The organism is Pseudomonas graminis (genome assembly GCF_013201545.1).
GTDB lineage: Bacteria > Pseudomonadota > Gammaproteobacteria > Pseudomonadales > Pseudomonadaceae > Aquipseudomonas.
On the sequence record NZ_CP053746.1, the window covers coordinates 4,670,172 to 4,684,310 of the forward strand.

Here is a 14,139-nt window from a genome sequence, read left to right on the forward strand (position 1 = left end):
AACCCCTTTGTTGGCCCCCCTTCCCTTAAGCGATTTCCCGGCGAAAGCCAGTCCCACTAAAAGCACCGGATTTCTCCAGTGGGACCGGCTTCAGCCGGGAAGGCATCAGGCATCACACCGCAAATCTAAGGTCGCTCAAACCGGCCTCTTCCCGGCTAAAGCCAGTCCCACTCTGAACACCAGCCATATCAACGGTCATTTCGCCAGGCAACCCAGCCGATCACTCATCTTCACCAGCTCAATGACATTGCGCGCATCCATCTTTGTCAGGACGTGCTTTTTATGCACCTTTGCAGTCACTTCGCTGGTTCCCAATTCACCGGCAATCTGTTTATTCATCTTGCCGGTGATCAGCAGCGCCATGACTTGCCGTTCCCTCGGCGTGAGGCTGTCGAAACGCGCTTTCACGCAGGCGGTCAGGCAGCGCTCGTCCATGTTTGCCGCGTCACTGGTCAGCGCTTCACGCACCAGATCCAGCAGCTGCTCCGGTTCGAAGGGTTTGGTCAGGAACTCCCGGGCGCCGGCCTTGATAGCGCGCACGGACATGGCGATGGTGCCGTAACCGGTCATGAAAATGATCGGGAAGGTCTGGCCGCGATCCAGCAAGGTCTGTTGCAGATCGAAGCCTGTGCCCTGGGCCAGATTGACATCCAGCAGCAAGCAGATGGGACCCTGGCTCAGGGGGCGGTCGAGAAACGCCTGGGCGCTGTCGAACACTTCGCAGGCGATGTCTGCCGAATGCAACAGCCGCTGTAAGGAAGTGCGGATGGCAGCGTCGTCGTCCACCACATAGACCTTGGGGTTCACGTTCATGAAAGGCTCATAAAGGATTTCGTCGCAGCAACGGACCTGTTAACGGCCAATGGCCAATGCTCTTTGATGCCGCGCATGATACCCGTCGGGCCCGGCCGGCACAGCCCTGATGCTTTGCAGCGTCGCCAGGGCCGACGGTGCGTCGTAATCCTGCGCACGCGGCGCGTGGGTCTCCGTCGAGGCGGTGTCGTGGGCGCTTGCGATCAGCAGGCAGGCGCGGGTTGTACCGAGCATTCGATAGAAACGGAAGGGTCCCTGGGCACTGACCATCAGCAGCGACTTGGTGGCCAGACGCACGATGCAATCCATGATGCAGGCCCGCGGCAAACGGGTTCGCTGCAAGGCGTCGCAGGCACGTTCCAGCGTAAAGCGACCGTCCAGCTCCGCCAGCCGCCGCAGCACGGTGCGCTCTTCGCGACCGAGCAAACGCAGGCTCCAAGCCAGCGATGCCTGCAGCGTTTGCTGACGTGGCGGCGCGGTGCGCAATGACGCCGAGAGCATGTGCAGGCTGCCGTCCAGGCTCGCCACCAGTTGATAAAGCCCCAGGGCACACGCCCGGGCGGCGGCCATTTCCAGTGCCAGCGGCATACCGTCGAGCCGGCGGCAGATTTCGCCCACCAGCTCGACGCTGTAATCGTCCAGCTCGGCCTTGCCGTCAGCCGTCAGATGGCTGTCCAGCGCACGCCACTGACGCAGAAACAACTGCGCCGACGCGCTGCGCAGAATGGTCTCTCGGGAGGCATTGAGCTCAGGGACGTCCAGGGGCGGCACCTGCAGGCTGCGCTCGCCGGCGATGCGCAACGGCTCGCGGCTGGTGGCAACCGCGCGCACCGCCGGTGCTCCGCGCAGAATCACCTCCAGCAGGCTGGCGACGCTTTCGACCAGATGCTCGCAGTTGTCCAGAATGATCAGCCCCGGCTGCTGCTGCAGACAGCGGATCAGCCCTTGCAGGTCCGGATCACCACCGCTGCAGTCCACGCCGACCGCGCTGGCAAACGCTTCCAGCAGCAGCTCGGCGCATTGCAGTTGCGCCAGCGGCACGAAGTACACGGGGGTTGTGCCGGCGTCCAGCAGGGTCTGGCCCAATTCGGCGGCCAGGGCGGTTTTGCCCACGCCGCCCGGGCCGATCAGCGTGACCAGCGCGCAGCCCTCGGCCAGAGCGTTGCTGACTTCATCCAGCAACGCCTGGCGCCCGAGCAAAGCGATGCGGGCCGGCAGGCGGTGATGGCAACTGATGCCGTGCAGCATGGACGGCGTGCGAGCATGGTTGTGCGGAGGGTTGTGGGCATCGACGCTTTCCCCGCCCAGTAGCACATAGCCGCGGCCAGGCACAGTACGGATCCGCTCACGGTCGTTGCCCAACGCTTTGCGCAGCGCGGAGATATGCACTTGCAGGTTGTTCTCTTCAACCACGGTGTCCGGCCAGACACTCTGAAGGATCAGTTCCTTGCTGACCAACTGACCCTGATGACGCAGCAAGATGTCGAGTATGTCGAAAGCGCGGGTGCCAATGCGCATGGCGACGCCGTCCTTGAACACGTCTCTGTGCTCGCGGGAAATCATCGTCTGACCGAGACTTATCATTTCATGCAGTCCTTGGAAGTGGAGTCGCAGGCCCTGATTCGCTGACCATCATCCGGGCGAGGTTGAATCCCGGAGACGTTCACCGCAGCTATCCATTTTTAACAAGCGCTCATCTAACCAGTTAAAAACAATCGCCGATATTAGCTGTAGGGATAGTGACCCCACGGGTTAACCACAAGCGGCATACCTTGAGCTGCAAGGGCTCAAGACCGCAGCCTTGAGCACTGCCCGGAGGATCGCCGCGCTAGTGGCGCCCGAAGTATAGGCGGCGGATTCGGCATAAACATGACTGCAGCTTTGCGCTGGACGCAAAAGGCTTTTGCGTTCAACGCATCTTCTTGCCGCGCAGGCAGCGCCTTGGCGCCGGTGGCGTCAGCCGTAGCGCCTGCTACCTGGCCTCGACAAAAACGCCCCTGAAAAAAAACGCCCCGGCTTTTAGACCGGGGCGTTTTTATTGCCTAATGCCTTTACAGCGCGCGGTGCCAGCCGCTGCGCGCCAATGGCAGGGACAGCAGCCGTTTGCCCGTGGCATTTGACAGGGCATTACCCAGCGCGGCGGCCATAGGACCCTGCACAATCTCGGCGGCGCCAAGAAACGCCTGGCCGGGCTGGTCGAGCACGTGCACCTCGACCTGCCGGGGCAAGGCCGGGAAGCGCAGAATCGGGTAGCCGCTCCAGTCATAGCTGCGCACGCCGGCAGGGTCATAATCGACCTGCTCGTACAGCGTCCAGCTGGCCGACTGGACGATCCCGCCCTCGACCTGATTGCGCAGCCCGTCCGGGCTGACCACCTGACCGACATCTACCGCCGTGACGACCCGATCGATGACCACCTCGCCGGTCTGTCGCTGGACATGCACCTGCACCGCGATCGCGCAGTAGCCCATGATGTTTTTGTAGCGGGCGAAGGCAAAGCCGATGGCGCTGCCGGGCCCACTGGCTTTGGCCGGCCACTGAAACGCCGCAGCGACCTTCTCGATCACCGCCCGGGCCCGCGGATCGCTGAGATTGCGCAAACGAAATTCGACCGGGTCGACGCCGGCTTGCACGGCCAACTCGTCCATGGCGGACTCGATACCGAAGACGTTGACGTGAGCGCCCAGCGAGCGCATCGCCGAGCTGCGAAACGGCATCTGCGTGACAAACGTCATGTTGATCCGACTGCTGGCGACGTCATACAGCGGGATCACGTTGCGGTCGCCATCCCCCTCGGGCTGGGCAATCGGCACCGAAGGCGCCGGCGCGAACGGCTTCGCCAACAGCCACGCCGGCATCAGACGCCCGGCGTTGACGATCCGCTCGTTGTGCGGCGTGGTCCACAGCTCGGTGTTCCAGAGGCCCAGGCGCCCGCCGGCATCCGCCGCGACATCCAGCTCGACGCGCATCGCCGAGCTGTATGGCTCCCAGAGATGTTCCTGCTCGCGCATCCATTGCACGCGAATCGGCTTGCCCGGCAGCGCCATGGCGATCAACGCTGCATCCGCCGCTGCATCGTCAGCGCCATTGTGGCCGTAGCAGCCCGAGCCTTCGGCATGGATACAGCGCACCTTTTCCAGCGGCAGGCCGAGCATCTCGGCGATGCCGGCCCGCAGCGGGTAAACCCCCTGGGTGTGGGTCCAGACGGTCAAGATGCCTTCGTTGAACCAGGCCACCGAGCACGACGGGCCGATGGAGCCGTGCATCAAGTACTGCTTGGTCACCGTCGCTTTCCAACGATGCACCGGACTGAGCGAAGGACTGAGCACCGCCCCGCCGGTATTACGGATCGGGTAGCGTTTCGACGGCAGCTCGGTCAGCAACTGATGGATATTGCCTGAATCAGGCAGCGCATCCCCTTCGGACCAGCGTGCCAGTTCATAGCCCTTGCGCATGGCCTTGATCGCCTGCCATTCGTCATCGGCGACCACAGCGAGGTAGCTGCCATTGCGCACCAGTCTGACCCCTCCGCCCACGTTGTCGATGGCGGACGGGTCGATTGCTTCGAGCCGGCAGCCGCGGCGCGGCGGCCGAATGACCCGGGCGTGAAGCATGCCGGGCAAGCGCATGTCCTGGACATAACTGGCACCGCCGCTGACCTTGGAGGGGATGTCGACGCGCGGCAACGAGTGGCCGATCCGGGTGAAGCGGTCGGGCGCCATGGCCGGTGAACGGGCGCTGGCATAGCGGTGCAACTGAACGCCGACGAGCGCCTGGGCGTAAGTCATCGATTGGTTGGCGGGCCCCTGGATCACGGCGTCCTTTGTGCTGAGCTGCTCGACCGTGCTCCCCCATTGCCGCGCGGCGGATTCAAGCAGCAGTTGGCGAACCTGTGCGGCGGCATTGAACAACGCTGTGCCGCTGTCGAACATCGTGTGGCTGCCGGCGGTGTAGCCTTCGTTGGGGGTAAGCGCGGTGTCGGCCGTCAGAAAATGAATCAGCTGCGGCGCGACCTCAAGGCGTTCTGCCGCCACTTGCAGCAAAGCCGTCTTCACACCGGTGCCCAACTCCACCTTGCCCGTGTAGACGGTGATGACGTTCTGCTCGTCGATCCGAATCCAGGCGTCCAGGAACGGATTGGTGCGCAGGCTGCCAGGCAGATCCGGCGCCAGCACCTGTGTGCCCAGGGTGTCGACCTCGGTGTCGGCAAATGCGCGCCCCGCCCCCGGCACCATCGCGAACCCCACCACCAGCGCGCCGTTGATGATGAACGCCCGCCGGCCCTGGTCGACCCTCTCCTCGCCGTGCTTCATGGGTTCACCCTGGCCGCCAGCGTGGCCTTGATCGCGGCGAAAATCCGCAGGTGCGTGCCACAGCGGCACAGGTTCGGCGCCATATGCGTACGTATCTGCTCGTCGGTGGGCGCTGCGACGGTATCGATCAGCGCCTGGGCGCGCATGATCATGCCGGCGATGCAATAACCGCACTGCGCGGCCTGGTTGTCGATAAACGCTTGTTGCAACGGCCCGGGCTTGTCGGCACTGCCCAGGCCTTCGACGGTTTTGACCGCCCGGCCTGTGGCGGCGCCCGAAGGCAGCAGACAGGAAAAGACCGGTTTGCCTTCGACCATCACCGTGCAGGCGCCACACTGCCCAAGGCCGCAGCCATATTTGGCACCGTTGAGTTGCAGGTAATTGCGCAGCGCGTAGAGCAGTGGCATGTCCGGATCGATGTCCAGCGAATGATCCGTGCCATTGACGTTCAGCGTGATCATTTCGACTGACCCTCCTGACGAAGCGTGTTGACCGTTTGTTGCAGATCGCGCCACGGCGCGGCGCCACACGCCTGATTGCGCAGATAACCGGCGAGCGCGGCGATGTGCGCGTCGTCGAGGGTGTCGGCGAACGGCGGCATGTAATGACTGGGCGCCCGGTCTGACATCGGGATGCCATCGAGAATCGTCTTGATCAGGTTTCGCGGGTCGCTTGCGGTAGCCGCCGACACCACGCTCAGGCCCGGCCGTCCGTCGATCGTGCGCATGGGCGCCCCGCCGCCGTGACAGCCCGCGCAGGCCCCGGCGAAAAGCGCTTCGCCCTGAGCCAACGCCGGCGCCGATACACGGCTCGCAGCACCTGCTGACGCTGCGCCTGTTGCCTCGCAGTCCGGACCGGATGACGGCGTGTTGCTGTCCAGGCTGTTGCTGTCCAGGCTGAGGAGGTAATCGGCGATGGCTTGAGCGTCCGCTTCAGGCAGTTGCGCCAGACTCAGGCTGACCGGCAGCATTGGCCCGGCCGCTGCGCCGTGATGTCCGGCGACGCCGGCACGCAGGTAGGTGACCAACTGCTCGGCGGTCCACGGGTTGCTGCGCTGTGCCATACCGGTCAGGGCCGGTGCATTCCAGCCGTCCACCAGACCGCCACCCAGATGCTCACTGCCCTTCTCCCCACCGATGAAGTTGAGCGGCGTGTGGCAGGACGAACAATGCCCCGCGCCTTCGACCAGATAGCGCCCGCGATTCCATTGCGCCGAGCGATCCGGCAGGTCGGTCAGGCGATCGTCACGCAAAAAAAGCAGGTTCCAGAATGACACTAGCGGGCGGAAATTCATCGGGAACATCATGTGGTTTTCCGGCGCACGGGCCGAGACCGGATCGACGCTCATGAGGTAGGCGTATACGTCGCTGATGTCGCCATCGGACATCTTGCTGTAGTGGACGTAGGGAAACGCCGGATAGAGAAAGTGGCCGTCGCGGGAAACGCCGTGACGCATGGCGCGGACAAATGCTTCAGGCGGCCAGCTGCCTATGCCCGTGTCGCGGTCGGGGGTGATGTTGGTGGTGTACAACGTACCGAAGGGCGTCACCAGTGGCAGCCCACCTGCCATGTACGCACCGCCGGGGCGCGTGTGGCAGACCGCGCAATCGCCCTGCTCCGCCACCCGCGCGCCACGGCGGGCGCTGGCCTCATCGACCGCCGGCGCCTGAGCCAGCGGGTCGATCGAGGGGCGCCACAGCATTGCCGCGCAGACGATCAGGCCGGCGACGACGATCAACGATGCTGCCCGGTAAAGCGTCCCACGCCTCATGTCACCCCCCTGATTTCTCGCCGGCCGGCCTCTGCTCAGACTAGCCCTTAAATCCACCGAGACTTGTACGGCTGTGCTCAAAGTTGCAGCCGCCTCGGCGCCCGCAACTCAGACTATTCCAGCAACGGCACATGGGCCGCGCGTTGATACGGGCCGTACTCGACCGGCACCCACTGGAAGTGCTTGTCGATGGCGACGATGTGACCGGTGCCGGGGAATGGCAGGTGCGCGGCGGCCACCCAGATCTTCTTGCTGGCCGCCTCGGTGAATACTTGATCACGGCTGGCGATGGCCTTCTGGCTGTTCTCGTCGAAAGCGATGCTCACCGCCGGGTGATCAAACTGCACGGCCAGGCTGTGGATCAGGTCGCCGATGAACAGAATGGTCTGGCCTCTGGAGCTGAATTGGTACGTCGTGCTGCCCGGCGTGTGCCCCGCCTCCAGCGCTGTGCTGACTTCCGGCACCGGCGACTGGCCCGGGGCGAAGGTCTTGAACCGGCCTGCGGCGACGTAGGGTGCGGTGGACTCCTGGGCGATCCTGAAGTAGGCCTTGGCCTGCTCCGGCACCCGGCCGATGGCGGTGGGGTCCAGCCAGTAATCGGCTTCGGGTTTGGCGGCGTACACCGTGGCATTGGCGAACACCGGTTTCTTTTCGGCGTCGACCAGGCCGCAGACGTGATCCAGGTGCATGTGGGTCAGCAGAATGGTGTCGACCTGATCCGGCTGATACCCGGCGGCCCTGATGTTCTGCGAAAGCATGCCCGCCGTCTCGCCGATGCATTGGCCGGCGCCGGTGTCGACGAGGATCAGGTGCTCGCCGGTGTTGATCAGGAACGCGTTGAACGCGGTCTGCACGCCCGGCGTGTCGATGTCGCGGCGGGCCAGCAAGGCGCGGATTGCTTCAGGCTTCATGCCCTTGAGCAGCTTGGGCGACAGGTCGTTGTAGCCGTCGAACAGCGCCGTGACTTCGTAGTCGCCGACAGCCAGACGGAAATAACCGGGCACCTGGGTTTTCTGCTGGGCGGGCGCTTGAGCGAAGGCCAGACCAGAGCACAAGGCGACTCCGAGAGCGACGGAACGGGCGAGCGGGAGAACGGATGAGCGCATGGAGATGCCTCGAATCGGAGAAAGAGAGGCGTCCGATACTGCGCTGTCCGTGGGTAATGGTCTTGAAGCATTGTGCTTGAAGCAACGCGTTTTTTTTGCAGGATCACCAGGCCCCATCGGTTATAGACATCGTCCATGGTCATGCCTACATTGAGCGCGCGCATTCGCGCGGGCCAGCCAGGCCCTGCACGTTAGCCCCTGCACTTTTCCTGCGGATATCTTTCATGTCGACCGTCGTCCCTCACTATTCGCTGGCGTGGAGCCTGCTTCTGTTGCTCGCCGACGCGCTGGCCTGGCACTTGCTGGCCGACCGCAACCGGCTGGCGCGCATCGCCACGCGGCTGGCGGCATTCGTCGCCTACAGCCTGGTGATCATCAATGCCGGGGTGAGCCCGCTGGAAGCGCCGGCCTGGCCTGACGACAGCGCCCTCCAATTCGGCGCCACGGCGCTGGCGATCGTCTGGTGGCTCTACGCCGCACGTACCCTCACCGTGGTTCTGGGTCTGGCGCTGACCAGTCGCGTGGGCCACAGTGGTCGGCTGTTGCAGGAAGTCATCGGCGCGGTGATTTTCCTGATCGCCATCGTGGCCGCGGCGGGTTATGTGCTGCAGCTCCCGGTCAAGGGGCTGCTGGCGACGTCCGGGGCGATGGCGATCATCGTCGGCCTGGCCCTGCAGAGCACGCTGAGCGACGTGTTCTCCGGGATCATCCTCAACACCACCAAGCCGTATCAGGTCGACGACTCGATCTCCATCGACGGCATGGAAGGCAAAGTCATGGACATCGACTGGCGCGCCACGCATTTGCTCACGGGCGTCGGCACCATGGTGGTCATTCCCAATTCCGTGGCGGCCAAAGCCAAGATCGTCAATTTGAGCCGACCGGTCCATATTCATGGCGTGTCGATCAACATCATGATGTCGCCGCACATTCGCCCGCGCCGGGTACTTGATGCGCTGGAGCGTGCGCTGCAGGGCTGCAGCGCTCTGCTGCAGACGCCCAAGCCTCGCGCAGTGGTCAAGGAAACCAGCCCCACCACCATTGAATACGCGGTCACCGGGTTCATCAGCGACCTGAACAACAAGAGCGATGTGCGCAATCTGCTGTTCGATCTGGCCTATCGGCATCTGGAAGCGGCGGGCATCGCCTGGCAGTCGGAAACCACCGCCGAAGCGATGTCTCGGCCGCGGGCGTTGCTGGACGAGGTCAAGGTGTTCCGCACCAGCACCGCCGAAGAAAAGGACCACCTGGCTCAGAGCATGGTCGCTCGGGAATACACCGCCGGGCAGACGATCATCGAAGTCGATGAGATCACCGACGGCTTGCTGGTGATTGCCACAGGCGTGGTGTCGGCGAGCGTCAAGGACGGCAACGAGATGGTGGAAGCCGGGCGCATGGGCCCGGGCGAAGTGATGGGTGAACAGAGTGTGCTGGCCGACACGCCGTCCCAGGCGCGCTTCACCGCCCTCACCTCCTGCGTCGTTTACCGCATCGACAAAACCGCCACCCGGCAGGCCATGGAACAGCGCGTTGAAATCGTCATGGCGTTGAACAAGCTGCAAGCGGTCCGCCAGCAAGGCACCCAGCATGTGCTGATGCGCAAACCGGCGGTGATCAAGAAGAATAATTTTCTGGGATGGTTGCAGAAGCGATGAGTTAAAGGGTTGCAACGGTGGACGCCGTGTTTCTGTGGGACTGGCTTTAGCCGGGAATGGGCCAGTGTGAGCACCCTAAATCTTGCGGTGTGGCCTCTGACGCCTTCCCGGCTGAAGCCGGTCCTTGTATGTTTCTCACACACCCGCTCAGACTCGCTAGTCTTCTGGATGCATAACCAAAAAGATGTGTTCTGGGGGAGACCGATCGGTCCCTAAGGCAGACGTTAATCCTGACCTTGTCCGTAGAGAGGTCCCCCCGCCTCATTGCCCACCACGTAGAGTATCGAGAAGCCGACAAGTCGGACTTCGCATTACAAGGTTGCAGCGGCATGAAGTTCGAGGTCAGGGGAACCAGAGCCATCATTACCCAGTTTTTCTGGAGATGAAAGCCATGGCTATTCACGTCGGTCTTGATGTTGGTTCACGCACGACGGCTATGGGATGGCGCGATAAGGGTCGATCAGCCGGCGCGTGGGTAATTGCTCAAACACCTAAAGGCCGCAAGGCTGCCGTCAAGAAACTCCTGGCCCTCAAACCGCTCAGCGTTGTCATGGAAGCCACCGGTATCTATTACCTGGATCTGGCGATAGAGCTGAGTGCAGCGGGTTTGCCGGTGTCGGTGATTAACCCGAAAAGCTCCCGTAATTTTGCCAGGCTGAAGCTTCAGCACAGCAAGACGGATGCAATCGATGCCCAGTTGCTTGCCGAATATGGCGAGCGTATGACGCCTAGCTTGTGGACTCCGCCAACTTCCGCCCAGCTTGAGCTGCGGGCTATCGGCCGGCACATCAATCGTTTGGTCGACCACCGTACCCAGGCGAAAAATGAGTTGCACGCGCTTAAGGCGACTGACACGTCCTCGGCACTGCTGATCGAAGACGAAGAAGAGGCCATCGCAGCCTTTGACAAGCGTATTGAACGCTTCAGAAAGGCTGGACTGGATCTGGTTGCCAGCTGTCCGGTGCTGCAAGGTCAGTTCGATAATATGCTGGCGGCCCCCGGCATGGGCGAGGTCTCCACGCTGGCCGCGCTTGCCGAAATGGCGACCCTGCCAACGACCTTGAAGTCAGGCCAGGTAAGCCGCCATGCAGGGCTGGATGTACGGCTGACTCAGTCTGGAACGAGCATCGACAAGCCTGGCAGGCTCAGCAAATGCGGCAACGCTTACTTACGCTGTTCAATGTACATGCCAGCGCTGACTGCGATCCGCTGCGATCCCTATGTGAAGGGTTTTTACGAGGCTCTGGTGGGCCGAGGCAAACGTAAGATGCAAGCGATCTGCGCGGTGATGCGTAAATACCTGACAGGTTTGTGGGCTTGCATGCGCAGCGGCGAAGACTTCAATACGGCCAAGCTTTTCAGCGAAAAACATCTGCAAAAAGCTTGATCGGGAACAGAGTATCTACGGGTAACCGCAGCGCCCTAGTGGGACCGGCTTTAGCCGGGAATAGGCTAGTGTGGGCACCCTAAATCTTGCGGTGTGGCCTCCGACGCCTTCCCGGCTAAAGCCAGTCCTACCATGATCGCAGTTACACAACTGACCGCGGCGCCTTAGTGGGACCGGCTTCAGCCGGGAATTGGCATTCGGCCGCAACGGGGATGTCAGCCGATGAACCCGTCACCCTCCAGCAGCGAGCGCAGCATCCACGCGGCTTTTTCGTGGACTTGCATGCGCTGGGTCAGCAGGTCGGCAGTCGGCTCGTCGCTGACCTTTTCCAGCAGCGGAAACAGTTCGCGCGCGGTGCGTACCACCGCCTCCTGCCCTTCAACCAGTTGCTGGATCATGTCAGTCGCCACAGGCACGCCCGGCTCTTCCTTGATCGACGACAACCGCGCATAGGTGGAATAAGTGCCTGGCGCCGGGAAGCCCAGGGCTCGAATGCGTTCGGCAACGGAGTCCACCGCCGTCGCCAGTTCGGTGTATTGCTCTTCGAACAGCAGGTGCAGCGTGCGGAACATCGGGCCGGTCACGTTCCAGTGGAAGTTGTGGGTTTTCAGGTACAGCACGTAGGTGTCGGAAAGCAGTCGCGACAGTCCTTCAACGATCTCTGCACGGTCCTGCTCGTTGATTCCGATTTCAATAGCCATGAATTGCTCCCTAAGGTCTGTTGATTGCTGAGGGGTCGATTTTAGAGCGCAAGGCGGCTGGACGGAAATCAGCCATGGCAATCGCTGCCATCGACGCGGCCTATGAAACGTTCCCCGGCCAAAGCCATTCAGCGTTGACACAAAAGCGCTGTTCGGCGACGGTACGGCCACCGCTTTTTCACTCCCTGAACCTTCCGAACAGGCACCGCCATGAACGAACTGCAGCAGCTGAATGAAAGCCACGGGCTGTTGCTGGTGTTCGTCAACGTGCTGCTGGAGCAGATCGGCTTGCCGGTGCCGGCCTACCCGACCCTGATCGTGACCGGGGCGCTGGCCATGCAGAGCAAGCCGCTGTTGGGCGCCGGGGTGCTGGTGGCGATGGTCGCCTGCCTGATCGCCGATGGGCTGTGGTATTGGGCCGGCAAGCGTTATGGCGGCGTGCTGCTCAAGACCATCTGCAAGATTTCCCTGTCCCAGGACACCTGCATTCGTCAGGGGCTGACCGTCTACGAGCGTGTTGGGCCCAGGGCAATGCTACTGTCGAAATTCCTGCCCGGCGCGGGCGCCTTGGTCACCACCGTGGCCGGCATGAACGCCACGCCGATCGGGGTGTTCGTGCGCTATTCCCTGGCCGGTTCATTTATCTGGGCGGGTTCGGCGCTGCTGTTGGGCATGCTGTTCAGTGACGCGCTGATCCCCATGCTCGACTGGCTGAGCGGCTACATCCCGGTCGCCATCGTCAGCGTACTGGCGGTGCTGGGGCTGTTCATTGGCTGGAAGTACTCCAAGCGGCGTCGGCTCAAGGCGCGCACGGCACGAATACCGCGCATCACTGTTCCCGAGCTGCTGGCCCTGCGCGACACCGTGGATGCGCCGGTGGTCATCGACGTGCGGCCGAGTTTTCATGCGGCCGTTGTCGAAGGCATACCGGGAGCGGTGTCGATCAGTCTCGAGGAACCCATCGCGCCGTGGATCGAGCGCCTGGGGGATGTCGACATGGTGTTCTATTGCGCCTGCCCGAATGAGCTGTCGGCGGCATTGCTGGCGGAAAAGCTCCACGCCCACGGCCTGACCCGGGGCAAAGCGCTCATCGGCGGGCTGGATGCGTGGCAGGCTGCCCATGTGCAGCCTGAGGCACCGGGCAGAACGGCGGCGTGAGTTTGGAAGGACCCAAACGGGACTGCCGGGATGCGATTAATGTGGGAGCGAGCTTGCTCGCGAAGGGTGCTTCAGCCGACAGACCTCTGCGGAATGTGACGGCCAATTCGTGAGCAAGCTCACTCCCACAAAATCTGCGGCGTGTCCCGGAACTGTGACCCACATAACACCCGGTCACTCCCACAGGTCCGCAGCATGTTCCAAAACCGCGAGCTGCTTCCACACTATCTCCAATAAGCGGAAATCAGATCCCGCTGAGCGCCAAATCCATCGCAAAGTACGTGAAGATCAGATCCGCACCCGCGCGTTTGATCGCGCCGAGGGTTTCGCGCACGACGCGGTGTTCGTCGATGGCGCCGGCCTGGGCGCCGAACTTGATCATCGCGTACTCGCCGCTGACCTGATACGCCGCCAGTGGCAGGTTCGAGGCTTCGCGGATGTCGCGGATGATGTCCAGGTACGCGCCAGCCGGCTTGACCATCAGCGCATCGGCGCCTTCAGCCTCGTCCAGCAGCGATTCGCGCAGGGCTTCGCGGCGGTTCATCGGGTTCATTTGGTAGGTTTTGCGGTCACCCTTCAGGGCCGAGCCGCCGGCTTCGCGGAACGGGCCGTACAGCGCCGAGGCGAACTTGGTCGAGTACGCCATGATCGGCGTCTGGGTGAAACCGGCGGCGTCGAGGGCGGCACGGATGGCCTTTACCTGGCCGTCCATCGCGGCTGATGGGGCAATCACGTCAGCGCCGGCACGGGCTGCCATCACCGCCTGCTTGCCAAGGTTTTCAATGGTCGCGTCATTGTCGACATGGCCGCCGTGCATCACGCCGCAATGGCCGTGGTCGGTGTACTCGCAGAAGCAGGTGTCAGACATCACGATCATTTCCGGCACGGCGGACTTGATGGTCCGCGAGATCCGCGAGACCAGGCCGTTTTCCTGCCAGGTGTCGCTGCCGGTGGCGTCCAGGTGGTGGGACACGCCGAAAGTCATCACCGACTTGATGCCGGCGCGGGCATAGCGCTCGACTTCCTGGGCCAGCTTTGACTCGGGGATGCGCTGCACGCCGGGCATGCTGTTAATGGGCACGAAGTCGTCGATTTCTTCTTCGACGAAGATCGGCAACACCAGATCATTCAGGGTGAATTCGCTTTCCTGAAACAGCGAGCGAAGGTTTTCGTTGCTGCGCAGACGGCGTGGACGGGCAGCGGGAAACAGACTGGACATGGCGGTTCCTGAGTCA

11 protein-coding genes are annotated in these 14,139 nt (G+C 62.7%); 3 read left to right on the plus strand and 8 right to left on the minus strand.

Going from position 1 to position 14,139, the window contains the following annotated elements:
* Nucleotides 1–195: 195 nt before the first annotated feature.
* From FX982_RS20930 to FX982_RS20955, 6 genes are all read right to left on the minus strand, one after another.
* Nucleotides 196–813: a response regulator transcription factor gene (locus FX982_RS20930; protein WP_205483191.1), complete on the minus strand. Its 618-nt coding sequence runs from the start codon at nt 811–813 to the stop codon at nt 196–198.
* Between the two features lie 39 nt (nt 814–852).
* Nucleotides 853–2,397, minus strand: coding sequence for an ATP-binding protein (locus tag FX982_RS20935; protein WP_172612368.1), 1,545 nt, complete (start codon nt 2,395–2,397; stop codon nt 853–855).
* A 467-nt stretch (nt 2,398–2,864) separates the two neighbouring features.
* Nucleotides 2,865–5,126: a xanthine dehydrogenase family protein molybdopterin-binding subunit gene (locus FX982_RS20940; protein WP_172612369.1), complete on the minus strand. Its 2,262-nt coding sequence runs from the start codon at nt 5,124–5,126 to the stop codon at nt 2,865–2,867.
* Nucleotides 5,123–5,587 (minus strand): (2Fe-2S)-binding protein, encoded by a 465-nt coding sequence (locus tag FX982_RS20945; RefSeq protein ID WP_172612371.1) that lies wholly within the window; start codon nt 5,585–5,587, stop codon nt 5,123–5,125. Before FX982_RS20945 ends, FX982_RS20940 begins: the two co-directional genes overlap by 4 nt.
* Nucleotides 5,584–6,897, minus strand: coding sequence for a c-type cytochrome (locus FX982_RS20950; protein ID WP_172612373.1), 1,314 nt, complete (start codon nt 6,895–6,897; stop codon nt 5,584–5,586). The genes FX982_RS20945 and FX982_RS20950 overlap by 4 nt, the downstream gene beginning before the upstream one ends.
* Nucleotides 6,898–7,010: 113 nt before the next feature.
* On the minus strand, nt 7,011–8,003 hold the full coding sequence (locus FX982_RS20955; RefSeq protein ID WP_172612374.1) for an MBL fold metallo-hydrolase: 993 nt from the start codon (nt 8,001–8,003) through the stop codon (nt 7,011–7,013).
* A gap of 224 nt (nt 8,004–8,227) precedes the next feature.
* Here FX982_RS20955 and FX982_RS20960 point away from each other — a divergent pair, with 224 nt between their 5' ends.
* A complete protein-coding gene (locus FX982_RS20960) occupies nt 8,228–9,658 on the plus strand; it encodes a mechanosensitive ion channel family protein (protein WP_172612376.1) in 1,431 nt (476 codons plus the stop codon).
* A 391-nt stretch (nt 9,659–10,049) separates the two neighbouring features.
* The gene (locus FX982_RS20965) at nt 10,050–11,045 is read left to right on the plus strand and encodes an IS110 family transposase (protein WP_172610027.1); all 996 of its coding nucleotides are present in this window, start codon (nt 10,050–10,052) and stop codon (nt 11,043–11,045) included.
* A 215-nt stretch (nt 11,046–11,260) separates the two neighbouring features.
* Here FX982_RS20965 and FX982_RS20970 read toward each other — a convergent pair whose 3' ends face one another.
* Complete coding sequence (locus FX982_RS20970) at nt 11,261–11,746, minus strand: Dps family protein (RefSeq protein ID WP_172612378.1); 486 nt, start codon at nt 11,744–11,746, stop codon at nt 11,261–11,263.
* Between the two features lie 210 nt (nt 11,747–11,956).
* Here FX982_RS20970 and FX982_RS20975 point away from each other — a divergent pair, with 210 nt between their 5' ends.
* Nucleotides 11,957–12,904 (plus strand): VTT domain-containing protein, encoded by a 948-nt coding sequence (locus FX982_RS20975; protein WP_172612380.1) that lies wholly within the window; start codon nt 11,957–11,959, stop codon nt 12,902–12,904.
* Nucleotides 12,905–13,148: 244 nt separating this feature from the next.
* Here FX982_RS20975 and hemB read toward each other — a convergent pair whose 3' ends face one another.
* Nucleotides 13,149–14,123 (minus strand): porphobilinogen synthase, encoded by a 975-nt coding sequence (gene hemB / locus FX982_RS20980; RefSeq protein ID WP_172612382.1) that lies wholly within the window; start codon nt 14,121–14,123, stop codon nt 13,149–13,151.
* Nucleotides 14,124–14,139 lie beyond the last annotated feature (16 nt).